Source organism: Deltaproteobacteria bacterium (assembly GCA_005879535.1).
Classification (GTDB): domain Bacteria; phylum Myxococcota; class Myxococcia; order Myxococcales; family 40CM-4-68-19; genus 40CM-4-68-19.
Map to the genome: position 1 here is coordinate 1 of VBKI01000047.1, position 22,882 is coordinate 22,882.

The 22,882-nt window shown below is 69.5% G+C and carries 18 protein-coding genes; 9 read left to right on the plus strand and 9 right to left on the minus strand.

Annotated features, from left to right (window positions below):
* Both E6J58_03630 and E6J58_03635 read left to right on the plus strand, forming a co-directional pair.
* The coding region (locus tag E6J58_03630; protein ID TMB40807.1) for a DUF58 domain-containing protein at window positions 1-752 on the plus strand (752 nt) is incomplete at its 5' end.
* The gene (locus E6J58_03635; protein TMB40808.1) at window positions 752-2,908 is read left to right on the plus strand and encodes a hypothetical protein; all 2,157 of its coding nucleotides are present in this window, start codon (window positions 752-754) and stop codon (window positions 2,906-2,908) included. The genes E6J58_03630 and E6J58_03635, both read left to right, overlap by 1 nt.
* Window positions 2,909-2,929: 21 nt before the next feature.
* Here E6J58_03635 and nagZ read toward each other — a convergent pair whose 3' ends face one another.
* Complete coding sequence (gene nagZ / locus E6J58_03640; protein ID TMB40809.1) at window positions 2,930-4,066, minus strand: beta-N-acetylhexosaminidase; 1,137 nt, start codon at window positions 4,064-4,066, stop codon at window positions 2,930-2,932.
* Between the two features lie 117 nt (window positions 4,067-4,183).
* Between nagZ and dacB the strand changes: the two genes are divergently transcribed.
* Both dacB and E6J58_03650 read left to right on the plus strand, forming a co-directional pair.
* The gene (gene dacB, locus E6J58_03645) at window positions 4,184-6,670 is read left to right on the plus strand and encodes a D-alanyl-D-alanine carboxypeptidase/D-alanyl-D-alanine-endopeptidase (GenBank protein ID TMB40810.1); all 2,487 of its coding nucleotides are present in this window, start codon (window positions 4,184-4,186) and stop codon (window positions 6,668-6,670) included.
* 135 nt (window positions 6,671-6,805) lie between these two features.
* Window positions 6,806-7,282, plus strand: coding sequence for a single-stranded DNA-binding protein (locus E6J58_03650; protein TMB40811.1), 477 nt, complete (start codon window positions 6,806-6,808; stop codon window positions 7,280-7,282).
* An 18-nt stretch (window positions 7,283-7,300) separates the two neighbouring features.
* Here the strand turns inward: E6J58_03650 and E6J58_03655 are convergent, their stop codons facing one another.
* The 3 genes from E6J58_03655 to E6J58_03665 form a co-directional block, all read right to left on the minus strand.
* Window positions 7,301-9,442: a RecQ family ATP-dependent DNA helicase gene (locus E6J58_03655; protein ID TMB40812.1), complete on the minus strand. Its 2,142-nt coding sequence runs from the start codon at window positions 9,440-9,442 to the stop codon at window positions 7,301-7,303.
* Between the two features lie 5 nt (window positions 9,443-9,447).
* Complete coding sequence (locus tag E6J58_03660; protein ID TMB40813.1) at window positions 9,448-10,116, minus strand: hypothetical protein; 669 nt, start codon at window positions 10,114-10,116, stop codon at window positions 9,448-9,450.
* Between the two features lie 99 nt (window positions 10,117-10,215).
* Window positions 10,216-10,677, minus strand: coding sequence for a cyclic nucleotide-binding domain-containing protein (locus tag E6J58_03665; GenBank protein TMB40814.1), 462 nt, complete (start codon window positions 10,675-10,677; stop codon window positions 10,216-10,218).
* A 91-nt stretch (window positions 10,678-10,768) separates the two neighbouring features.
* Here E6J58_03665 and trxB point away from each other — a divergent pair, with 91 nt between their 5' ends.
* On the plus strand, window positions 10,769-11,707 hold the full coding sequence (trxB, locus tag E6J58_03670; protein TMB40815.1) for a thioredoxin-disulfide reductase: 939 nt from the start codon (window positions 10,769-10,771) through the stop codon (window positions 11,705-11,707).
* A 5-nt stretch (window positions 11,708-11,712) separates the two neighbouring features.
* Here trxB and moaC read toward each other — a convergent pair whose 3' ends face one another.
* The 4 genes from moaC to E6J58_03690 all read right to left on the minus strand — a co-directional run bounded on the left by moaC (window position 11,713) and on the right by E6J58_03690 (window position 17,333).
* On the minus strand, window positions 11,713-12,222 hold the full coding sequence (moaC, locus tag E6J58_03675; GenBank protein ID TMB40816.1) for a cyclic pyranopterin monophosphate synthase MoaC: 510 nt from the start codon (window positions 12,220-12,222) through the stop codon (window positions 11,713-11,715).
* Window positions 12,223-12,231: 9 nt separating this feature from the next.
* The gene (locus E6J58_03680; protein TMB40817.1) at window positions 12,232-13,482 is read right to left on the minus strand and encodes a tetratricopeptide repeat protein; all 1,251 of its coding nucleotides are present in this window, start codon (window positions 13,480-13,482) and stop codon (window positions 12,232-12,234) included.
* 133 nt (window positions 13,483-13,615) lie between these two features.
* Entirely contained in the window at window positions 13,616-16,234 is a 2,619-nt protein-coding gene (locus E6J58_03685) for a DUF4962 domain-containing protein (GenBank protein TMB40818.1), read from the minus strand.
* 196 nt (window positions 16,235-16,430) lie between these two features.
* Complete coding sequence (locus E6J58_03690) at window positions 16,431-17,333, minus strand: hydrolase TatD (protein ID TMB40819.1); 903 nt, start codon at window positions 17,331-17,333, stop codon at window positions 16,431-16,433.
* On the opposite strand from E6J58_03690, the gene glmU reads away from it, so the two are divergent.
* Genes glmU through E6J58_03705 form a run of 3 tightly spaced genes read left to right on the plus strand, consistent with a single transcriptional unit; the run spans window position 17,191 to window position 21,876 of the window.
* Window positions 17,191-18,672, plus strand: coding sequence for a UDP-N-acetylglucosamine diphosphorylase/glucosamine-1-phosphate N-acetyltransferase (glmU, locus tag E6J58_03695; GenBank protein ID TMB40820.1), 1,482 nt, complete (start codon window positions 17,191-17,193; stop codon window positions 18,670-18,672). The genes E6J58_03690 and glmU overlap by 143 nt on opposite strands.
* Window positions 18,673-18,686: 14 nt before the next feature.
* The gene (gene glmS, locus E6J58_03700) at window positions 18,687-20,534 is read left to right on the plus strand and encodes a glutamine--fructose-6-phosphate transaminase (isomerizing) (protein TMB40821.1); all 1,848 of its coding nucleotides are present in this window, start codon (window positions 18,687-18,689) and stop codon (window positions 20,532-20,534) included.
* 34 nt (window positions 20,535-20,568) lie between these two features.
* Entirely contained in the window at window positions 20,569-21,876 is a 1,308-nt protein-coding gene (locus E6J58_03705; GenBank protein ID TMB40822.1) for a UDP-glucose/GDP-mannose dehydrogenase family protein, read from the plus strand.
* Here E6J58_03705 and E6J58_03710 read toward each other — a convergent pair.
* Entirely contained in the window at window positions 21,852-22,505 is a 654-nt protein-coding gene (locus tag E6J58_03710; GenBank protein ID TMB40823.1) for an alpha/beta fold hydrolase, read from the minus strand. The genes E6J58_03705 and E6J58_03710 overlap by 25 nt on opposite strands.
* A 53-nt stretch (window positions 22,506-22,558) precedes the next feature.
* Here E6J58_03710 and E6J58_03715 point away from each other — a divergent pair, with 53 nt between their 5' ends.
* Window positions 22,559-22,879, plus strand: a complete 321-nt coding sequence (locus E6J58_03715; protein TMB40824.1) for a hypothetical protein — start codon at window positions 22,559-22,561, stop codon at window positions 22,877-22,879.
* The last annotated feature ends 3 nt before the right edge of the window (window positions 22,880-22,882 follow it).

Below are 22,882 nucleotides of genomic sequence, written 5' to 3' on the forward strand. Positions count from 1 at the left end.
ACGCGCCCGGCGACGAGATCAAGCACATCGACTGGCGCGCCTTCGCCAAGCTGGACAAGTACTACGTCAAGCGCTTCGAGATGGAGACCAACCTCCGCGCGCTCCTCGTGCTCGACGCCAGCGGGAGCATGGCGTACGGCCGCGGGGCGATGACCAAGCTCCAGTACGCGTCGGTCTGCGCCGGCGCCCTCGCGTATCTGCTCGCGCGCCAAGGCGACCAGGTGGGTCTCTGCGTCGCGGGCGACGGAGGCACATCGGAGGGAGTGCGCGAATTCCTGCCTTTCGCGTCCTCGCCCACGCACGTGCAGGAGCTGCTCCGGATGCTCGAGGGATCGCAGGGGAAGGGACCGACCCTGTTGCCGGCGGCGCTCGACTTCACCGCCGAGAAAGCGGGGCGGCGCGCGCTCGTAGTCGTGCTCAGCGATCTCTTCGATGCCACCGAGCAGAGCTTGCCGGCCTTGAAGATGCTTCGCTCGCGCCGCCATGACGTCCTGCTCCTGCAGACGCTCGATCGCGAGGAGCTGGACTTCCCCTTCGACGACCCGACCCGCTTCCTCTCCATGGAAGACGACCGGCAGATCGAGGCCCAGCCGCGGCAGATCCGCGAGAGCTACCTCGTGGAGATGCGCCGGTTCCTGGAGAGCACCCGCAAGGAGCTGGCCCGCTCGGACGTCGAGGTGGAGCAGATCGCCACCGACGCCGCTCCGGACCGCGTGCTCCTCAAGCTCCTCGCCCGCAGGGAAGCCGCCTGATGTTCCAGTTCGCGCATCCTGCTTACCTCTGGGGGCTGTTCGCGATCGCGCTGCCGATCCTCGTCCACCTGTTCAACCAGCGCCGTCCGCGGCCGCTCAGCTTCGGCGCCATCGAATTCGTGCTCCGCTCGCAACGGCAGCGGGCCCGAAGGCTGAGGCTCCGCCAGATCGTGCTGCTCGCGCTGCGCTGCCTCCTGATCGCCGCCGTGGCGCTGGCGCTGGCGCGCCCGTCGCTGCGGCCTCGCGGGGTGCAGGCGGCGCAGGCGACGGGCCCGCAGGCCACCGCCCTGGTGCTCGACGCGTCCCTGTCGATGCGCTACCGCATCGGGTCCAGGACGCTGTTCGAGAAGGCCCGCAGCGAAGCGCTGGCCGCGCTCGATCGGCTCGGTCCCGACGAGCCCGCCACCGTGGGGCTCTGCGCCGGGTCCTCGGGCTTCGCGGGCGCGGGAATGGCGGCGCCTTCCTTCGATCGACTCGCCGCGCGGCGACTGTTGCAGTCCGCCCAGCCGACGTACCTCTCCAGCGACATGACCGGCTGCCTCGCCGCCGCTGCCAAGGCGCTGGGAGACAGCCCGGTCGCGGGAAAGCGCATCATCGCCTTCAGCGATCTGGCTGCGCACTCCATCCGTCTGGACGCGCCGCCGCCGTTGGTCCCGCCACCGCCGAACGCTCCAGCGGGCGCGCAAGGTATCCGCCCCAACGTGGTCCTCGTCGATGCGGCGCGCGGCAGCGAGCTTCCCAACGCCGCGGTCGTCGCCACGGCCGTGCGGCCCTCGGGGTCGCTGGGACCGCGTGGATACGAGGTGGTGGCGACCATCGCCAACTCCGGAACGCAACCGGTGTCGGGGCTGCAGGTATCGCTGAAGATCGGACCCAACATCGTCGCCAAGGGATTCGTCGACGTCCCCGCGCACGGAACGGCGAAGAAGACGCTGGCGGCGGTGCTGCCGGCCGGCGTGGTCAGCGGCCGCGTGGAGCTCGCGCGCGTCGAGGCGCAAGGGCTCGACGAGGACGACGGGGAGGACTTCGTCGTTCACGTGCCGAGGGACGTGAAGGCGCTGATCGTCGACGGCGCTCCCAGCAGCCTGCGCTCGCGCGACGAGGCGTTCTTCGTCGAGGCGGCGCTGGCGCCTGCGCGGACCGGGGGGCGCATCCACGCGCAGACCCTCGACGCAGACGCGGCGGCCAACGCTTCACTGGACGGATACGACGTCGTCCTGCTGTTGAACGTGGCGGCCCCGCAAAAGGCGTTCGTCGAGAAGCTGCGGCAGGCGGCGAGCCAGCGCGGGATGGGGATCTTCCTCGCGCTCGGCGATCACGTCGATCCCGACGCGTACAACGCCGCATTCGGCGACCTGCTGCCCCGTCCGCTCCACCTGATCAAGACGGCGGCGGAGCCCGGAGCGCAGGGATCGGAGGAGCACGCCGCGCGCTTCGGCGTGATCGAGTGGGCGCATCCGCTCTTCCGCGTCTTTGGTCCGGCCGAGCGCGAGGGCCTGGAGAGCGCGCGCACCTTCCGCTATGCGCTCCTCAAGCCCGAGGGGCAGGCGCATACGCTCGCCTCGTACGACGACGGCGCCCCGGCGCTGATCGAGAAGCGCCTCGGGGCGGGCCGCGTCCTGCTCTACACGAGCTCCGCTTCGCGAACGTGGACCGATTGGCCCATCCGCGTCTCCTTCCTTCCCGTCCTGCAGCAGGCGGTGAGCTGGCTCGCCGACGCGATCGAGCAGCGGCAGCCGACGCCGGCGTTGGTCGGCGAGGAGCGGACGCTCGCGGCGCCCTCGGGAACGAGGGTGGAGAGAGTCCTTGGACCAGCAGGGGAGGCGCTGCAGCTCCGCCGGGAGACGGCGCATCCAGACGACGCCACCGTGGCGCTGCCGGCGCCCGGCCAGTACCGCGCGCTGGTCGCGCCCCCAGGTGTGCAGCCCCGGGAAGAGCCGACGCTGGCTTTCGTGGCGACGCTCGACCCGCGGGAGAGCGATCTTCGGCGCGTCGACGAGGCGGAGCTGAAGGCGCAGCTCGGTGGCTCAGGCTCGGCGCGGGTGGCCGCTTCGGCCGCCGCGGCGGAGGGCGCCCACGGTACTCCCCTGTGGAGCGGCCTCCTGCTGCTGGGCGCCTTGGCGCTCCTCGGCGAAGGCGCCCTGACCCGAAGGTAACGGCTCTGAAGCCGGATTTCGTTACGCGCGGCGTTCGGTGGGATCGATCGGGCGTTCGATGCGTGCTGCCGTCTCCATCAGCCGTTCCGCGAACTGGCGGTGCTCCACGGTTCCGCAGGATCCCGCTGCGGCGCGAGGATCGATGGCGCTGGCTGGACGGGCGAACTTCTGCAACGCCTCGACGCGGGAAGACGCCTCGGCGAGCCGCTCGCGGGGCAGGGGACCCGCCCGCGCGCCCCGGGCAATCGCGTCGATGGAGTCGTGCTGGTGTTGCAGCGTGTGGCAGACGAGGACCGCGTCGCAGCCGGCGTCGATGGACAGCTCCGCGGCGTCGGGCACGCCCCAGGTATCGGAGATGGCGTGCATCTCCAGATCGTCGGAGATGCAGCATCCGCGGAACTCGACGTCCTCGCGCAGCAGCCGCAGCGCGACCGGTGAGAGCGTGGCGGGAAGCCGATCGAGCGTTTCGAACCGGACGTGCGCCGTCATCACCGAGGCGAGGCCCGCCCGCGCAGCGGCGACGAACGGGACCAACTCGACCTCCCACAGCCGCTTGTCGTCGTGAGCGAGGCGCGGCAGCGTGAGGTGCGAGTCCTGCGAGGTGTCGCCGTGGCCGGGGAAGTGCTTCACGCAGCTCGCCACGCCGGCGCGCTCGAGAGCCTGCGCCATCGCGACGCCGAGCCGGGCGACGCGCCGCGGATCCCGTGAAAACGAGCGGTCGCCGATCACGGGGTTGCGCGGGTTGGTGTCGACGTCGACCACCGGCGCGAAGTCCAGGTCGATCCCGCAGGCGGAAAGCTCGCGGGCAATCATCTGGCCCACGCGCTCGACGACCACCGTTCCGTTCATGTCTCCGACGCCGCCCTGCTGATCGATCTCGCCGAGGCGGCGCATGCTGGGCCAGGCCGTCCAATGCGGAGGCTTGAGCCGCTGGACCCGTCCTCCTTCCTGGTCGATGCAGATCAGGAGCGGACCGCCGGCGGCGGCTTTCAGCGTTCGCGAAAGCTCCGCGACCTGACCCGGGTCGACCACGTTGCGGGCAAAGAGGATGACCCCCCCGACGCCGCGGCGGATGAGGTCCAGTTCGGAAGGGCTGGGAGCGTGTCCCTGGATCCCGACGAAGACGCAGCGCGCTGCCTCGCGGTCGAACTCGTCCATTTCCCTACCTCGGGCCGAAGGGCGGCCGCGAACTCTCGCATGGCGGGGTGCCGCGGGAAAGTCCGGTTGTTGTGCCAGCGTACGTGCGACCGGGTGTCGTCCGTGTGCTGAACGTACATGCAAACGTTTGATTACCGGACAGTTTTATTGCCGGGCGGACGATCGCCTGATAACCTTTCATGCTGGAGCCTGGGCGAAAGGTTCAAGGTGAAACGGACACTGGCGGTCGTGGTGCTCGCGGTGGCGCCGCTTGCGGCGCGGGGGGCTCAGTCCGACCGCGAGGCGTTGCGCAAGGCGGTCGAGCAACTGCTCTCGCAGCCGCCGCTCTCGAACGCCCGGGTGGCGCTCCAAGTGGAGTCGCTGGATGACGGGCAGGTCATCTACTCGCGCAATCCGGACGACCTCCTCAATCCCGCTTCCAATACCAAGCTGGTGACAGCCGCGGCGGGCCTGTTGCGCCTCGGTCCGGAGTACCGCTTCATCACCGACTATCTCGCCGACAAGCCGATGGCGCACGGCCGGATCGGCACCCTGTACGTGAAGGGCCGCGGCGATCCGTCGGTGACGACCGAGCGTCTCGACGGGCTGGTCTCCGACCTCTGGCACCGCGGCGTCCGCACCATCGGCGCCATCGTGCTCGACGACTCGTTCTTCGATCGGGAGGAGTTCGGGCCGGGTTGGGAACAGGAACCGAGCGACAAGGCCTGGGCCGCGGGCGTCGGCGCGCTCTCGCTCAACCACAACGCCGTCGCGATCTACATCACGCCGGGCGACAAGGTCGGGGCGCGGGCGAAGGTGGAGGTCGAGCCGGACTCCCGCGACTACTTCATCATCGACAACCGGGTGACGACCGTTCGCGCGAACGGCCGGCGCAAGCTGCGGCCGCGCGCCATTCCCGAGGGCGACCGGACGCGCATCGTCGTCGACGGCCGGATCCCGCTCCGCGCGGAGTCGATGGTCATGCCCCGGCGCGTGGGCGATCCGGCGTTCTATTACGGGCAGACATTGCGCATGCTGCTGCGGCAGCGCGGCATCCGCGTCACGGGCGGCGTCAAGCGAGGCGCGATTCCGCAGACGGCGTTGTTGATCCAGGGCTACGAGTCGCCCGAGCTGGCCGAAATCATCCGCGACATGAACAAGATTTCCTCGAACTTCATCGCCGAGATGGTGGTGAAGACGCTCGGAGCCGAGCTGAAGGGGACGCCGGGGTCGTGGCCCAAGGGCCTGGAAGTGGCGGAGGACCTGCTCGCCGAGCTGGGGATTCCCCGCGGAACCTACGTGCTCAAGAACGGCAGCGGACTGAACGACACCAATCGGTTCACCGCGCGCCAGCTCGCGACCCTCTTGCAGGCGGTGTGGAAGCGGTTCCCGGTGGCCTCGGAGTTCGTCTCCTCTCTGGGGATCGCGGCGCGCGACGGCACCATGCGCCTGCGCATGGAAGGTACCGACGCCGCCGGCCGGCTGCGAGCGAAGACCGGTACGCTCGAGCGGGTCACCGCGCTCTCCGGATACGTGCAGAGCCTCGGAGGCGAGCGATTCGTCTTCTCGGTGCTGGTGAACGACTGGTCGGGAAAAAGCGCTCCGGTCATTTCGTCCATCGATCGCCTCGGCGGCATGCTCGCCGCACTCGGCGCGCCCGAGGCGGGAGTGCGGGAAGCCGCACTGGCCGCGGCCACGCTGCCGCAGGAGGCGCAGCCCGCCGAGCTGAGGGCGCGCATCGCCACGTATGCGGGGCTCGCCTCGGCGGGCGACAAGAAGAACCTGCCCTTCCTGCGCTCCGCCCTGCGCAGCGAGCGCGATCCGCTGCTGCGCATCGTGCTCGCCGACGCCGTGTATCGGAGCGATCCGGATCAGGGCGGCGGTGTCCTCCTGGAGGTGATGCCGCCGTCGGCAGAGCTGTTCCTGCGGCTGCGCAGCGTCGGACGGGAGCTCGCGCTGCCGGTTCCGGCGGTGTCGTCGCTGCTAGACCTGGCCGTCGACGGCAGCGCCGAAGCGCTGGCCCGTCTCTTCGCCCTGGCGCCGCTCGCCCGCGGAACGCACCGGGACGAGCAGCTCGCTGCCCTCCTCTCCGACGGCCTCGTCGAGGTGGGCGACGCTTCCCCCGACGAGATGTTCACGGGGCTCCGCGCCGCGCCGGCCGCGCAGGCCCAGGCCGCCGTGGAGCTGGTCGCGGTGGGCGTCGAGCAGACCGGGACCGACGTCGCGCGCTATCCGCTCGCGCTCGCGCTGCGCAAGGAGATCGCGGACGCGAGCGCGCCCGACGCGCAGCTCGAGGTCTGGCTTGCCGCCATCGAGCGCCGTCCGGCGCGGCCGCCGGAGGCGGTGGTCCATGCGGCGCCACCGCAGGCGCCTGCACCGGCCGCGCAACCCTCCGCTGCGCCGACGCCACCGGGACCACCGGGCGCAAGCCCCGTACCCGTGCCGGCCGCCGCACCGGTCCCGGCGCCGACCCCGGCCGTCGCGCCGACCAAGGCCGATGCGGGGGCGCATCCCTCCTCGGCATCACGGACCGGCCCCGCAGTCCTCGTGACGCCGGCCACCGACGCCAAGCCGGCATCGGCTGTCTGCACCGCGCAGTCGCCGGCGTGCCCTGGCGGAGGCTAGCCCGGCGCGGGGTCGCGCTGGCTGTCCCGCAGCCCGCGGGGGTCGGCTTTTGCCTGTGTTTTGAGCCTTGATCGCAAGCTCCGTTGTCGGACCCCTGTGCTAGGGTGCGTCCCTCAATCCTGAAGCGAGGCGAGCATGGCGGGCAGCGTCAACAAGGTCATCCTGATCGGCAATCTCGGCCGCGACCCCGAAGTCCGGTACACCCCGAGCGGTCAGGCGGTGGCGAACTTCACCGTCGCCACCAACGAGGCGTGGACGGACAAGGCGGGCCAGAAGCAGGAACGAACCGAGTGGCACCGCATCGTCGTGTGGGGCAAGTCGGCGGAGAACTGCGGCGAGTACCTCTCCAAGGGCCGGCAGGTCTACGTCGAGGGCCGGTTGCAGACCCGCGAGTGGACGAACAAGGAAGGCGCCAAGCAGTTCACCACCGAAGTCGTTGCCAACCCCGTGGGAGGCGTCGTCTTCCTGGCCGGTGGCGACCGCGGCGGCGGAGGACGCGGGGCAGGGCGCGGATCCGGTGCACCGGCAGACGACTTCGGCGGCCCTCCTCCGGGGCTCGACGAGGCTCCTTCCGGCGGCCCGAAGCCCGCGGAGGACGACATCCCGTTCTGAGCGCCGCAAGGTCGGCGCTCAGCTTCGAGGCGGCTCGCCCGTCGTGAGCGCCAACCGGATCTCCGCCAGCGCCGCAGGGAAGGGCAATCGGCGCCGGACTGCGACGACATCGCCGTTCGCACCGCGCGCCGCCATGCGGATGGCGTCGGCCCGCTCGGGCCCGAGCAGGCGCGAGACATCGAGGCTCTTTCCCTGCTGCACACCGTCGGCCAGGTCGGAGGCGATGTCGCCGGCCGACCTCCCCAGCCGGGCGCAGAGATCCGCGAGAGTGGCGCCGGAAGCGCACAGCGCCCACAGCTCCGTCGCCGGCCGGACGCGCGCCGCTGGTCCGTAATCGGTCGGCGAAGGATGGTCGTGCCGCGCGCGCGGCTGCCCGAAGCACAGTTCGGGCTGCGAACGCGGTTCGCTGACGACCGGAGTGGTTTCGGCAGGCGGCGACTGGCGCGTGATCGCCACGACACGCTCTCCATAGCGCTGCCAGCGCCCGGGCCCGGCTCCCTTGACGGCCAGAAACCCCTTCTCGTCCTGCGGCAGCGCCCGGGCAAGCTCGCGCAACGTCGCGTCGTGGAACACGACGTACGGCGGCACCCGCGTCTCGCGTGCCAGGTCCGTCCGCAGTGCCCGTAGCTTCTCGAAGACCTGCTGGTCGTAAGGGGTGTCGTCCGCGGACGGAGCCTCGGTTTGCTTCCGTTTGCGGGGCGCTGCCGTGACCTCCTCCGGCTCGGGCGCGCGGCTTCCTTTGCAGCTCTCGCATGCGTCGCAGGAACGAGGGGAATCGTCGTCGCCGAAATACCGCAGGAGATTGTGCCTACGGCAGCCGCGCGTGTCGGCGAACCGGACCAGCCGATCGAGCATCTGGCGCTCGCGGGCGACCCTCAGCTCGAGCAGCTCGAAATCGACCGCGAGATCGTCGGCGGAGACCGAGGGCGTAGCCACGAAGAATTGACCATCGCGAGCGAGCCCGCGCTCCAGATGGCCTGCGCTCTCGAGCAACCGGACCGCGCCGGAAAGCTCTGGCGCGCTGCAACCGCAGGATCTCGCGACCTCCTCGACGGATCCCTTGAGCAACGCGCGCGCGGCCTCCCAGGCGCGCTCCACCAGGTCGCGGGATGGCCGGCCCGCCTCGATCATCCGGCGCTGCATCATCACGTCTGCGAAGTTGAAGAGGAGCAGAGCGTGGCTGCCCAGGCCGTCGCGGCCGGCGCGTCCGATCTCCTGGTAGTACGCCTCGAGGGAGCGGGGAACGTCGAAATGGGCGACGAACCGGATGTCCGCCTTGTCGACGCCCATTCCGAACGCGTTGGTGGCGACGATGACGCGCGCCTCCCCACGCACGAAGCGTTCCTGCACCGCCGTCCTCTCGGCGTCGCCCATGCCGGCGTGGTAGCCCACGGCGTCGATCTCCGAGGCGCGCAGGACGCCCACCACCTTCTCAACGTTCTTGCGCGTCGCGGCATAGACGATGCCGGGGCCGCCCGACCGCGACAGCGCGACGAGACGGCCCAGCTTGTCCTTGTCGCCGGACACGCGCAGCACCTCGATGAAGAGGTTGGGCCGGTCGAACCCGGCCACGAATACCCGCGGATCGCGCAGCTCGAGTGCGTCGGCGATGTCGCGGCGCACTTCCGGCGTCGCGGTGGCGGTCAAGGCGAGGACGCGTTCCGCGCGAACCTGCTCGCGTGCCCGGGCGAGCTGCTGGTACTCCGGCCGGAAGTCGTGTCCCCAGGCGGAGATGCAGTGCGCCTCGTCGACCGCGAGGAGCGGGACCGTGAGGTCGGCCATGGCCGAGAGGAAGGAAGCGGACTTGAACCGTTCCGGAGCCACGTACACGAGGCGGTATTCGCCCCGGCGCAGCGCGCCCTGGCGGTCCTGCCGTTCGCTCTCCGGCAGCGAGCTGTTCACGAACGTGGCCGCGATTCCGCGTGCGCGCAGCGCATCGACCTGGTCTTTCATCAGGGCGACGAGCGGCGAGACCACCACGGTGGTGCCCTCGAGCAACAGCGCCGGAAGCTGATAGCAGAGGCTCTTGCCGCCGCCCGTCGGCAGGATGGCGATGGTGGGCCGGCCGGAGAGCACCGACCGGACGATGGCCTCCTGTCCCTTGCGAAAGGCGTCGTACCCGAAATGCTGCTTCAGGGCGTCGAGCAACTCCATCTCCATTCTCCTTACCCCACGCCTTCGCGCGGAACGAGTGAAACCGCATCCGGCGGCCCGCACGCGCCTTCGACGGCACTGTGCAACCCGGCCTCTGCCAGCACCAGGTGATCGACGACGCGAACGCCGAGCGCGTGCCCGGCCTCGTCGAGGAGCAGCTGCAGCCGCTGGTCCTCGCCGGAAGGCGCCGGATCACCCGAAGGGTGGTTGTGCACGAAGACGATGGCTGGAGCGCGGTGCACCAGCGCCGGTGCGAACGCCTCGCGCGGTGAGACCGAGCACTGCGTCAGTCCTCCGCGCGCGATCTGCACGCAGCGGATCTCCTGCAGCCGCGCGTTCATCAGGACCACCCAGAATTCCTCGTGCGGGAGATGCGCGACGCGGCCCCAGAGAACCGCCGCGACGTCCCGTGCGCGCAGCAGGCGCCGGCGATCCGCGGCCGGCGCCAGCGCCACTCTCCGCCCCAGCTCGAGCGCGGCGATCACGCGCCCGGCGAGCGCAGCGTTCATCCCCGCTTCGAGCAGCAGCTCGCCCGCGCTCGCGCGCCGCAACGAAGAGAGGCCGCGCGAGAGGAGGCGGCCGGCGAGCACCTCGTCGCGGCCGCCGAGGACGACGCGCAGCAGCTCCGCATCCGGCAGCGCCGCCGCGCCCTCGCTCAGGATTCTCTCCGCCTGTCTCACGCGGTCTGGGCAATGCAGCGCACGTGCCAGGGCCGTTCCGTGGAGCGGGTTCCATTCCCAGGCTCCCGGACCGACACCCCGGTCCAGAAACGCGACCGATCAGAAGCGCGCGCTGAGCGCGAAGAACGCCTTGATCTTGTCGTTGGTCTCGCGCAGGCGCGCCGACAGCGTGCGCACGAAGGTCCAGAGAAGCTCGTAGGCGAGATCCTTGTGCAGGAACATCAGCTCTTCCAGATCCGCCTTCTGGATCACGTACAGGGTGCAGGGAATGTTCGCGGTGGCGTCGGCGCTCCGCGGCGTATCGTCGATCAGCGCCATCTCGCCGAAGTAGCTGCCGGACTCGAGGATGGCCAGCGCCTCCTCGCCGACGCCCGGAACCATCTTGGAGATGCGCACCTTGCCGGCGCCGATCAGGTACATCTCGGTGCCCACTTCGCCCTCTTGGAAGATCTTCTCGTTCGCGCGCACCTGCTTCTGCGTGGCGATGTTCGCCACCTTGTCCAGATGGTCGGCGGTGAGGTTGGCGAAGAGCGGAATCTTCTTGAGCTGTGCGGGATCCAAGGTCTCCCCGGGCCGCTTTTCACTGTACCAGAAGGTCCGGGCGGTCGCCCTTTTCCGAGGTAGACTGCGCCGCACGTTGCAAGGAGCCATCGTGGAGAAGCACCAGGTCGTCATCATCGGATCGGGTCCAGCGGGATACACGGCGGCCATCTACGCGGCGCGCGCGAATCTCAAGCCGCTGCTGTTCTCGGGGCTGCAGCCTGGCGGCCAGCTGACGATCACCACCGACGTCGAGAACTACCCCGGCTTTCCCAAAGGCGTGCTGGGGCCGGAGATGATGGAGCTGTTCCGTGCGCAGGCCGAGCGATTCGGGACGGTGATCATCGACGGCGTGGTCACGAAGGTCGACCTGTCGCGGCGGCCGTTCCACATCGAAGGCGACGGCGGCCACAAGATGCTCGCGGAGACCGCGATCATCGCCACTGGCGCGTCCGCCAAATGGCTCGACATTCCCTCGGAGAAGCTGCTCTCCGGCCATGGCGTCTCCGCCTGCGCCACCTGCGACGGCTTCTTCTTCCGCGGCAAGGAGGTCGGCGTCGTGGGGGGCGGCGACACCGCCATGGAAGAGGCGACCTTCCTCACCAAGATGGCGAGCAAGGTGACCGTCATCCACCGTCGCGAGGCGCTCCGCGCCAGCAAGGTGATGCAGGAGCGGGCGATGGCCAACCCGAAGATCGCCTGGGCCTGGAACCAGGAAGTGACCGAGATCCTCGGCGAGAAGCAGAGCGGCGTGCGCGGAGTCCGCACCCGGGACACGCGGACCGGAGAGATGCGCGAGATCCCGATGGGCGGTCTCTTCATCGCCATCGGCCACGAGCCCAACACGTCGCTCTTCAAGGGCCAGCTCGCGATGGACGAAGTCGGCTACATCAAAGTGGCGGCGGGCACCACGCGGACTTCCGTCCCCGGAGTGTTCGCCTCGGGCGACGCGGCCGATCCCGTCTACCGGCAGGCGGTGACCGCGGCGGGAACCGGTTGCATGGCTGCGATCGACGCCGAGCGCTTCCTCAGCTCCGGAGGGACGCACTAGAACGACTAGCGCGGAACCTTCTTCGCCCGGGAAGCCGGGGTGAGCGGCTGATCGGGCCGCGGCTGCGGCGCCTCGTCGTTGCGGTTCCACTCGCCCGTGCGTCCGCCGCTCTTGTGCACGAGCCGCACGGAAACCACTTCCATCCCGCGGTCGTGCCGCTTGGCCATGTCGTAGATGGTCAGCGCCGCGGCCATCGCCGCGGCGAGAGCCTCCATCTCCACGCCGGTGCGCTCGATGGCGTGCACCCGAGCCTCGATGCGAACCACGCCCGCGCCCTCGTCGCAGGCAACGTCGACGTCGGCGCCGGCAAGGACGATGGGATGGCAGAGCGGCAGGATGTCCGGAGTCCGCTTCGCGGCCATGATGCCCGCCAGCCGCGCCGCGGCCAGCGCGTCGCCCTTCTCCAGCCGGCCCTCGTTGAGGAGCTTGAGCGTCTCGCGCGAGCAGCGGAGCTCGGCGCGCGCGATCGCCACCCGCGACGTGCGATCCTTCTCCCCGACGTCGATCATCTTCATGGTGGGAGTCTATAGCCCGCGATCGCGGAGCTGCTCGTCGTCCTCGCCATTGAGGTGGCCGACCTCATGCATCAGGGTGTCGCGCACTTCGCGCCGCAGCTCGTCGTCGTTGTGGGCAGCGCGGGAAAGGTTTCGCCGGTAGAGCAGGATGGTCGGACGGGCCTCCGGCGAAGCGGTCTCCGCGGCCGGCCGGAAGAGGCCGAGAATCCCCGGCGACAGCGGAGGATCGGTGGCGACGAGGTCGCCGACGTCCGGCAGGTCCGTGACCTCGAAATTCGCCTTCGCCAGGCCGGCCTTGATCGACGGTGGCAGCTTCTCGAGCTCCTCCTGGACGATCGTCTGGAACACGGTGCGCGGCGCCTGCGCCGTCGGCTTGAACGCTTCGGGGTCCAGCTTGTGCGCTCGCGCGAAGTGTACGGCGGCCGCTACGTCGTCCTGCGCGCGCTCTGCAATCAGCCCGAGGTAGTGCTCGGCCCACGCGTCTGGCGTCTCGGCGGCGAGCCGCAAGAGCTCTGCCTTGGCCTGATCGAATCTGCAGAGCTCGAACAAGGCGACGCCCTTCTCGCGCCTCGCCTCGCGATCCTTCGGCTCGTACTCCAGCGCTTTGGTGGCGGCGGCCAATGCGTCGCCCGGGCGGCCGAGGTCGTCGAGCGCCATCGCCTGGAGAAGGTGCAATTCCTTGAGCAGCGAGCGGTCGCGGCCCTTCTGCGCGCGCGGCAGACCTCGCTTCACGTACTGGAGCGCGAGCTCGAGATCGTCCCGGGACCCCAGCCGCCGCACGTGGAGATCGGCGGCGGAGCGCAGGATCTCCGGATCGTCCGGGTCGAGAGCCATCGCCCGGGCGTACGCGGTGCGCGCCTCGTCGATGTGGCCCAATTCCGCCAGCGCGGCGCCGCGGAAATGGTGCGCGGCCACGCTGGCCGGATCACCGCGGCTCGCCTCGCGTGCGCACTCGAGCGCGTTCTCGTAGCGGCCTGCCTCGAAATCGCGCGCCGCCTCGTTCAGCAAGTCGGGGAGCGCCGCTTCGCGGCCTCCGGCGACGTTGAGGCACGGTGCCGGGGGAGCATGGGCCTCGCGGCGCGAGTCGGAGGAGGCGGCATCGAGCGGCTTGGCGACGGACGCCGACGGGCCGCCGACGAGCGATGACTTCTGCAACGGAATGAGTGGAGGGACGACGGCGACGGACTGCTCCCTGCACGAGATCGCGGCAACCGAGGCGACGGTGACCACGAGCAGGTAGCGGGGGAGCTTGTGTGTCATCGCTGGCTTGTCGAACACTCGGGCGCGCCCTTGGCCTTCCCGACAGGCGGGCCGCGCGGCACCCACACGGTACCACACGCCGACTGACCGAGCAGACCCTCCAACGCCAGTGTGTCTGGCAATCGGGCTCGACTCAAGTTCCGTTTCGCCGCCGGCGTACGGAGAGCGCCGTCAACACAAAGGCGGCCAACCACCCGATCGTTCCATCGGCGTGTGAGCAGCCGTGGGAGACTGTGTCCGGCAGCTTTCCGCCGCCGATCCCGCTGCCGGCATCGAACGGCGGGTTGGAACCGCCGTCAGCCGGCGGCTGGCAGTTCCCGCACAGATCGCCGGGACCCCCCGCGTCGGCCAGCCCTGCGTCTGGCGTTCCCGCGTCCGGCGTGCCGGCATCCGGGGTTCCTGCGTCGGGCGCGCCGGCGTCGGGTGTTCCCGCGTCGGGGGTTCCGGCGTCGACGGGCGGAGGCGGAGAGCCCGCGGGATACACGACGAGCCCGGAGCTGAGCGTCGCGTCGACCGTGACGCCGTTGAGCGTCACCGCGGACGCCGCTGGTGCATATGCCTGGAAGTCGCGGACCGGATTGCCGGTCACCGCCAGCGTCGTGCCGACGAGCTTCGTCTCGATCGCGTTCGCGCTCTGCGTGGACAGCAGGAGCCGTCCTCCGCTCTGGTCGGAGATGCTTCCGGGCCCGAACAGCACGGCGCGCGCCGGAGCTCCCGTCGCATCGCGCCCCGCCATGCCGACCTGCGAGCCGGTGAGCACGAGATCTCCCGCGCTCTTCCCAACCGCGCCGGCGCCGGCGAAGATCCAGCGTTCCTCGAGCGGCGAGCCCGGAGCGACTACGGCGCCGGCGCCGACGTCGGCGTCGTCGAGGCGGTTCACGGCAGTACGCGACGCCCACTGCGAAGTCGCCACCGGGATCAACGCGTGGAGGAACTGCACGTTCGCGGCGTTTGCCGAGGGCCGCACGCGCACCCAAAAAACCTGCCCGTCCGGATCGAACTGATCCATCAGCTGCGCCGTCTGTGTGCCGGTGGTCGCGGTCCACGAGGACGGAGCAAGCACGCGAATGCCGAGGGACTGCTGCGCCTTGCCGATGCCTTGCACCCAGCCCGAGGCCGTGTCGACGGAGACGCCGTCGTTGAAATGGCAGATCCAGTCGTAGGCGTGCGCGCTGGCCGCCTCGACGTCGTCGCGCACCAGCGCGTACCGTCCGCGCGCGAGCACCACGATGCGATCCCAGCGCGAGATCCCCAGCGCGGTCGCGAAGAGCTTCGCACCCGCGCCTCCGGCGATGGCGTAATCGGCGGTGCCGGTGGGCGTGAAGAGCGGCGTCGACACGCGGTTGAAGAACCATCCGTTGCCGTAGTTCGAATCCGAGACGCGCGTGTCGCCGAGCTGTCCGGTGCCGTCGACGAGGATCGCGTTGTGATACGCGGTCTGGTTCGCGGGGTACTGGTAGTCGGTGCTCCTGCCGGCGTCGTAGCCCATCGCCTCCGGCGCAAGCCACACTCCACGGCCGAAGAGCCAGAAGGTCATGTCGTCGTTGTGGTCGTGGCCCCAGTCGAGCCAGCCGCCTGCCGGCGACCCCTGGACCGCCAGCCGGTTGAAGTTGACGCGCCCGCCGTACACGCCGGCCTTGAACCCCAGCGCCAGATCGCCGCGATCCCACGTCGTATGCAGCGCGGCCGACCCGATGTCGGTGAAGAACCCGTCGAGCGGCAGCGTGTGTGGGTCGGAGGCCGCGACCGTCGCGTCGTAGCCGATGAACTCGAACACGTCGTACCAGAGCTCGGGAAGGAAGTTCCCGCGGCCGACGGCGTTGATGTACCGCTGCGCGGCCGCCTCTGCGAATCCGTCGCCGAACCGCGAGGCAACGAAGCGGCTGATCTGCATCACCATCTGGCCCGGCCAGTGTGTGAAGTCGCCGAAGGGCAGAATCACCTGCCGCGGCGCGTCCGGAATGCCTGCGTAAAGGAAGAAGAGGCCGTACCCGCGCAGAAGGCCCATGTCCGTGTAGTCGGAGCCGGCGCGGCGCATCGCCTGCCAGAAGGGCAGCGACATGGCGAGCCCATACCCTTCGTAAGGCAAGCCCTCGTGCCAGGACCCATCCGGGATGAGGCCGATCGTCTGCTGCAGCATGTCGAGGTTGCCCTGCGCGAGGGAAAGCCAGTTGGAGGCGCGCGAGTCCTCCCCTTGCAGCACCAGCGCCGCCATCCCCAGGCCGGCCGTGTCGATCCAGTTGTGGTTCTGCAGGTACTCGTCGACCCACCACGCGTCGGGCATGTACGCCGCGACCTTCTCCGCCTCGACGCCGATCCTGTTCGCGATCGTCGCCTGATCCGCCGCCGACAGCGTCTCGTAGATCCAGTCGTACGCGACGGAGTTGCCGAGCAGCATGTGGGCGGTGTTCAGGTCCGGGCCGCCGAGATCGGCGGTCTCGCCGTTGTCCCAGCTGCTCCAGTCTGCGTAGGTGAGAAGTTGGCTCCGGGCCATCGCGGCGTACTGCGCGTTGCCCGTCATCTGGTACGCGAACGCCCAGACCGCGACCTGGTTCCCGAGGAACCGGTAGTCGTCGTAGTCGCCCGGCGTCGGCGCCGGGTCGTTGAGGTGCTGATCGAGGATGGCGGTGATGTGCGAGGCGATCGCCGCGTGCGTCGTTTGCGCGGACTGCCGCAGGGCAGGGACGTCGGAGGCGCCGAAGAACAGCGACGGATGCGTCGCCGCGATCAGGGCTGAGACGAGAGCCAGCAAATACGCCTCCTCGAGGCGCGTGCCCGGCTTCCGGCGACGTTCACCCAGCGGTCCGCGGGATTGCGGAAGCGCTGCCCCTTCCCGGCCAGCCGCGCCCTCCCGCCAGGGGAGAGCGCCGCGCCGGTCGAGGAGAAACCCTACGGGGCCTCGCTGGGTTGGGTCGAGGTGTGAAACCGCACACCCTTGCGTATCCGGCTCACGCCTGAAGGAACGCGAGCGGTCCTTCGAAAAAGACGCGCCGCCGCAGCTCGTCACTCAGACCGGCGGCCTTCAGCGCCTCGGCGGCCTTGGGCAGCGCGAGCAGATCGGTCGGGCCTTCGCCGATGTCGCTCGTGAGGACGATGCCGTCGGCGCCGTGCTTCGAGATCAGCGCCGCGGCGGCTTCCGCCTCGAAGAGGCCAGGCTGCAGGGTGAGGCCGGCCCAGCATCCGATGCCCCGGGCGAGCGCGAAGGTTTCAGCGTTCACGTGATCGACGAGCACGCGCTCAGGCTCCACCGCCGATTCCTTCAGCAGCGCGAGCAGCCGCCGCGTTCGCGCCGCCTTCTTCCGGTCGGGAGTGTGCACGATCACCGGCTTGCGCAGTCGGGCGGCAAGCTCGAGCTGGCGCGAGAGGATCTCTTCCTCGCGCTCGCCGCCGTCCTGCAGGCCGAGCTCTCCAAGGGCGACTACCCGCGGATCGTCGAAATAGTGCGGCAGCCGCTGCAGCAGGTCGTCGACGCCGTGCCAGGGGATCCGCGAAGGATGCAGCGCCAGCGCCACCATGGGCCGGATGCCGGCCTGCCGGAGGCGCGCGGTCTGCACGCGGACCAGCTCGTCCCAGTGCCGCCGCAGATCGGCAGCGCTGCCCGCCCCTGCGTCCCGGGCGCACGTCACCGCAGCTTTCACGCCGAAATACGCCAGCGTCGCCAGATCCTGGTCGGGAATCCCGTCGGCGTGCAGGTGCAGATCGACGAACATGTGGAGGACGCTAACATGTGGCATCCACTTGGCAGGAGGCGGCCGACTGCCTACCAAACCGGGACAACTGCGCGGGGGGAAGGTCTTGTCGGAAGCCGGACAGAAGATCGCCGCCGTCGTGCTCGCCGCGGGCAAGGGCATGCGGATGAAGTCGGAGAAGGCGAAAGTGCTTCACGAGGCCTCGGGACGGCCCATCGCGTTCTTTCCCATCCGGGCGGCCCTGGCCCTCGACGCGTCGCCCGTGGTGGTCGTGATCGGGCACCAGGCAGACGTCGTGCAGGATGTGCTCGGACGTCAGTTCGCCGGCGCGCCCGTCCGCTTCGCGGTTCAGGCGCAGCAGCTCGGCACGGCGCATGCCGTGCTCTGCGCGGAGGAAGCGCTTCGCGGGTTCGAGGGAAGCGTCCTCATCCTCGCGGCCGACGTTCCGCTGATCCGCGTCGAGACGTTGCAGAAGCTGATCGCGGCGCGGCAAGGCGCGGACGTCGCGCTGATCACCTGCAAGGCCACCGATCCGACCGGGTACGGCCGCGTCGTGCGCCGCCGCGACGGCACGGTGGCGAAGGTCGTCGAAGAGAAGGATGCCTCGGTGGAGGAACGCAAGATCTCCGAGATCAACGCCAGCATCTACCTCGCGGACGCGAGATTCCTCCTCGGTGCGCTGCGGGGGGTGGGACGCAACAACGCCCAAGGCGAGTACTATCTGACCGACATCGTCGCCAGGGGCCGCGCGGTTGCGGTCGTGGCGGAGGAGAGCGAAGTGTCCGGCGTCAACGATCGCGCGCAGCTTGCCAGGAGCGCCGCGCAGCTTCGCGAGCGGCGCAATGCGCAGCTGATGAAGGACGGCGTCACCTTCCTCGACCCGGACGTCACGTACGTGGACGAGGGCGTGGAGGTGGGCGCCGACACGGTCCTCGAGCCGATGGCGTCGCTCCGGGGCAAGACACGGATCGGCCGCGGCGTCCGCATCGGCCAGGGCTGTGTGATCGTGGACAGCGAGATCGCCGATGGCGCCGAGATCCTGCCGTACTCTCATTTGACGGAGTGCCGGGTCGGGGCACGTGCCACGGTCGGGCCGTTTGCGCGCTTGCGGCCGGGTGCACAGCTTGCCGAGCAGACGCACGTCGGCAACTTCGTGGAGCTGAAGAATACGGTGCTCGGAAGGGGGAGCAAGGCAAGCCATCTGACGTATCTTGGCGACGCCGTGATCGGCGAAGGCTGCAACATCGGGGCGGGCACCATCACCTGCAACTACGACGGGGTGAACAAGCACGTCACCACCATCGAGGACGGCGCTTTCATCGGCAGCGACACGCAGCTGGTGGCTCCGGTGACCGTGCGCAAGGGCGCCTACGTGGGAACGGGCACTACGGTTCGGGAAGAGGTTCCGGCGGGTGCGCTCGCAGTGAGCGCGGGCAAGCAGCGGAACATCGAGGGGTGGGTCGAACGGAAAGCGCCGAAGAAGGCGTCGAAGAAAGCCTAGGGAGAACCGGGATCATGTGCGGCATCGTGGGATACGTCGGGGATGAGCAGTGCGCAGGCCTGCTGGTCGAGGGGCTGCGGAAGCTGGAGTACCGCGGATACGATTCGGCCGGCGTCGCCGTCCTTGGCGACAACGGCCTGTCGGTGGTGCGGGCCAAGGGCAAGCTGTCGAATCTGGAGAAGCGCCTCGGCGAGTCGATGCCGAAGGGCGCCACCGGCATCGGCCACACCCGCTGGGCCACGCACGGCAAGCCGTCCGACGAGAACGCGCACCCGCACAAGTACGGCGGCGTGGCGGTGGTCCACAACGGGATCATCGAAAATCATCTCGAGCTGAAGGAGGCGCTGACGCGGGCGGGGCACAAGTTCAGCTCCGAGACCGACACCGAGATCTTCGCCCACCTGATCCAGGTGGAGATCGAGAAGGGATTGCAGCTTCCCGAGGCGGTGCGCGCAGCGCTCGGCAACGTGAGAGGAACCTACGCGCTGGCCGTCGTCTCCGAGAAGTTTCCCGAGATGCTGGTCGTCTCCAAGAACGCGAGCCCGCTGGTGGTGGGTCTCGGCCAGCATTGCAACTTCGTCGCTTCCGACGTCCCCGCCATCCTCGCGCACACCCGCGACGTCATCTACCTGGAGGAGGGCGACTTCGCGGTGATCACCAAGCAGGGCGTGGAGCTCACCGACAAGGCCGGCCACAAGCTCTCCCGCGGCGTGAAGCGCATCGAGTGGACTCCGACCATGGCCGAGAAGAACGGCCACAAGCACTTCATGCACAAGGAGATCCACGAGCAGGCGCGCGCGCTCACTGACACCATCCGCGGCCGCGCCAGCGTCGAGGAGGGCGACGTCTACCTCGACGGCTGCCACCTGGACGCGAAGATGGTCCAGAGGTTCTCCAAGGTCCAGATCGTCGCCTGCGGAACGAGCTGGCACGCCTCGCTCACCGGCAAGCTGATGATCGAGACGCTGGCCCGGATGCCCGTCGAGGTGGACCTGGCGAGCGAGTTCCGCTACCGCGAGCCGCTGGTCGATGGAAACACGCTCTGCATCGCGGTCTCGCAATCGGGGGAGACGGCGGACACGCTGGGCAGCTTCCGCGAGGCGAAGGCGCGCGGGGCGCGGGCGCTGGCCATCTGCAACGTGGTAGGCAGCGCCATCGCCCGCGAGGCGGACGACGTGCTCTACACGCACGCCGGTCCCGAGATTGGCGTCGCCTCGACCAAGGCGTTCACCACGCAGCTCGCGGCGTTCTTCCTGCTGGCGGTGCGGCTCGGCCGCCTGCGCGGCACGCTCTCGGCGGCCGAAGCGCAGCGTCATCTGCAGGCGCTGAACGAGGTCCCGATGCTGGTCGAGCGGGTGCTCAAGTACGAGGACATCATCAAGCAGGCGGCGTACCGGTTCAGCCAGGCGCGCGATCTGCTCTTCCTCGGGCGGGGGCCGCAGTACCCGGTGGCGCTGGAGGGCGCGCTCAAGCTGAAGGAGATCTCGTACATCCACGCCGAGGGCTACGCCGCCGGCGAGATGAAGCACGGGCCCATCGCGCTGATCGACGAGAACATGCCGGTGATGGTGCTCGCGCCGCGCGACTCGGAGAGCGAGCCGGGCGTCAACTACGAGAAGATCCTCGGCAACATCCAGGAAGTGCGGGCGCGCGGCGGGCGGGTCATCGCCATCCACTCGGAGGGCGATGCGCGGGTGCCCTCTCTCGCGGAGGCATCGATTCCGCTGCCGCAGACCAACCCGCTGCTCATGCCGATGGTGTCGGTGATCCCGACGCAGCTCTTCAGCTACCACGTCGCCGATCACCGCGGCACCGACGTCGACCAGCCCCGCAACCTCGCCAAGTCGGTCACGGTCGAGTAGCGCCGACTCGACGGAGCGGGGTAGAAAACGCTCCATGCGTATTGTCGTCGTCGGGACCGGCTACGTCGGCCTGGTCGCAGGGGTATGCTTCGCAGACTCGGGGCATGCGGTGGTGTGCGTCGACGTCGACGCCGCGAAGATCGATGCCCTGAAGAAGGGCGAGAGCCCGATCTACGAGCCGGGCCTCGATGAGCTGCTGCACAAGAACATCGCGGCGGAGAGGATCAGCTTCTCCACCGCGCTGGCGGACGCGATGCGCGGCAGCGACGTGGTGTTCATCGCCGTCGGCACCCCGCAGCGCGACGATGGCGACGCCGACTTGCGCGCGGCCATGTCGGTCGCGCAGCAGGTGGCCGACTGCGCCGAGCGCTACACCGTGGTGGTGAACAAGAGCACGGTGCCGGTGGGGACCGCCGCGCGCATGCAGGCGGAGATCGCTGCGCGCGCGAAGGTGGAGATCGACGTCGTCTCCAATCCCGAGTTCCTCAAGGAGGGCGCCGCCATCGACGACTTCCAGCGGCCGGACCGCATCGTCATCGGGTCTCCCAGCGAGCGGGCGAAGGCGATCATGGCCGAGCTGTACGCGCCGTTCGTCCGCACCGAGAGCCCGATCTACTTCATGGACCCGCGCTCCGCGGAGCTGACCAAGTACGCCGCCAATGCCATGCTGGCGACGCGCATCTCGTTCATGAACGACGTGGCCATGCTTTGCGAGCGCGTGGGCGCGGACGTGGACTCGGTGCGCAAGGCGATGGGTGCCGACGAGCGCATCGGTCAGAAGTTCCTCTTCCCGGGATGCGGCTACGGAGGGAGCTGCTTCCCCAAGGACGTGAAGGCGCTGATCGCCACCGCGCGCAACCACGGCCTCGACTTCACGCTGCTCTCGGCTGTGGACGCGGTGAACGACCGGCAGAAGCGGCTCCTCGCGCAGAAGGCGCGGGCGCATTTCGGCGCCGGCAAGTTGCGGGGAAAGAAGCTCGCCGTGTGGGGCCTCGCCTTCAAGCCCAAGACCGACGACGTCCGCCACGCTCCGGCGCTGGCGCTGATCGACGAGCTGCTGGCGGAAGGAGCCGTGGTCGCCGCGCACGACCCGGTGGCGATGGACAACGTCCGCCGCGAGTTCGGCGACAAGGTCCAGTTCGTCAACAACCCTTATCTCGCCGTCCAGGGCGCCGACGGGCTCTTCCTCGTCACCGAATGGAACGAATTCCGCCAGCCAGACTTCGCTCGCATCAAGGCGGCGATGCGCCAGCCGGTCCTCTTCGACGGACGCAACATCTGGAATCCGGCCCGCCTGCGCGCGTTGGGATTCTCGTACTACGGGGTCGGCAGGAGCGCCTGAGCGGCGAGGAACCGCTCGATCCTCTTCCACAGCGCGGGAAGGTCCGCCGTCAGCTCGTGCCCTTCGTCGAGCTCGATGAGCCGGGCGCGCCCTTCCATGCGGCGGACGAATTCGCGGGCGAGAGCGGGATCGACCACCTCGTCTCTCGATCCCTGGATGACGAGCGTGGGGCAACGGGGGAGGGGAAAGCCCTGATGTCGGCCGGCATCCTCGAGAAAGGCCCAGGAGAGCTCCTCCTTCCGCCCGCGGGCGTAGTGATCGAACGCATACCGTCCGCGGCGCCGCCATTGCGCGACCTCCTGCGGGCCCATGCGCGCCGCCCAGCGCGGCGCCAGATCGAACGCAGGGGCGAGCAGCACGAGCGCTCTGGCGCGCTCGGGACGCATGGCCGCCCAGGTGGCCGCCGCGAATCCGCCGAGGGAGGATCCGAAGAGGATCGCCGGCTCATCCTCGCCTGCGAGTCCGTCGATCCGCGTGAGCATCCGCGAGACGGTGAGGTCGAAGAACGACGGCTCGTTGAAATCCGGGATCGCGAGCTCGACGCCGCGTTCGTGCAGGCGATCCCTGGCGAAACGCCCCTTGCTGGAGCTCGGGCCGCTCGCGAATCCGTGCACCCAGAGGAAGCGCATCGGGCTCTTTTATCCCGTGCCGGCGCAGAGCTGTGCTAGATCGCGCGCCGGCCATGCACCGCTTCAAGCCCTTGCTCCTGCTCGGCTTCGTGCTCACTGTCACGCAGGCCGCCGGCTGCGGCAACGCCTGCCTCAAGCTGGCGGATCAGATCTGCAACTGTCAGCCGGACGACGTCTTGAGGTCGGGGTGCCAAGCCCAGGTCAGGCAGCAGGAGAAGGTTTTTTCGATTCGGAACGAAGACGAGCAACTCTGCCAGGCGAAGCTGGACGCCAACGAATGCACTTGCGACAAGCTGACCACGCCGGAGGGAAGACAGGCGTGCGGACTCGCCTACACCTTCGCTCCGACGGAGACACCCGCTGCCACGCGCTAGCCG

Bases quoted from the DNA above. Each gene is read 5' to 3' on its own strand.
- moaC (TMB40816.1), bottom strand. From the start codon at position 12,222: ATGAAGATGATCGACGTCGGGGAGAAGGATCGCACGTCGCGGGTGGCG.
- E6J58_03655 (TMB40812.1), bottom strand. From the start codon at position 9,442: ATGGAGATGGAGTTGCTCGACGCCCTGAAGCAGCATTTCGGGTACGAC.
- E6J58_03690 (TMB40819.1), bottom strand. From the start codon at position 17,333: ATGCCCTTGCCCGCGGCGAGCACGACGGCGGCGATCTTCTGTCCGGCT.
- E6J58_03680 (TMB40817.1), bottom strand. From the start codon at position 13,482: ATGACACACAAGCTCCCCCGCTACCTGCTCGTGGTCACCGTCGCCTCG.
- dacB (TMB40810.1), top strand. From the start codon at position 4,184: ATGCAAACGTTTGATTACCGGACAGTTTTATTGCCGGGCGGACGATCG.
- nagZ (TMB40809.1), bottom strand. From the start codon at position 4,066: ATGGACGAGTTCGACCGCGAGGCAGCGCGCTGCGTCTTCGTCGGGATC.
- glmS (TMB40821.1), top strand. From the start codon at position 18,687: ATGTGCGGCATCGTGGGATACGTCGGGGATGAGCAGTGCGCAGGCCTG.
- E6J58_03710 (TMB40823.1), bottom strand. From the start codon at position 22,505: ATGCGCTTCCTCTGGGTGCACGGATTCGCGAGCGGCCCGAGCTCCAGC.
- glmU (TMB40820.1), top strand. From the start codon at position 17,191: ATGTGGAGGACGCTAACATGTGGCATCCACTTGGCAGGAGGCGGCCGA.
- E6J58_03715 (TMB40824.1), top strand. From the start codon at position 22,559: ATGCACCGCTTCAAGCCCTTGCTCCTGCTCGGCTTCGTGCTCACTGTC.
- E6J58_03650 (TMB40811.1), top strand. From the start codon at position 6,806: ATGGCGGGCAGCGTCAACAAGGTCATCCTGATCGGCAATCTCGGCCGC.
- E6J58_03635 (TMB40808.1), top strand. From the start codon at position 752: ATGTTCCAGTTCGCGCATCCTGCTTACCTCTGGGGGCTGTTCGCGATC.
- E6J58_03705 (TMB40822.1), top strand. From the start codon at position 20,569: ATGCGTATTGTCGTCGTCGGGACCGGCTACGTCGGCCTGGTCGCAGGG.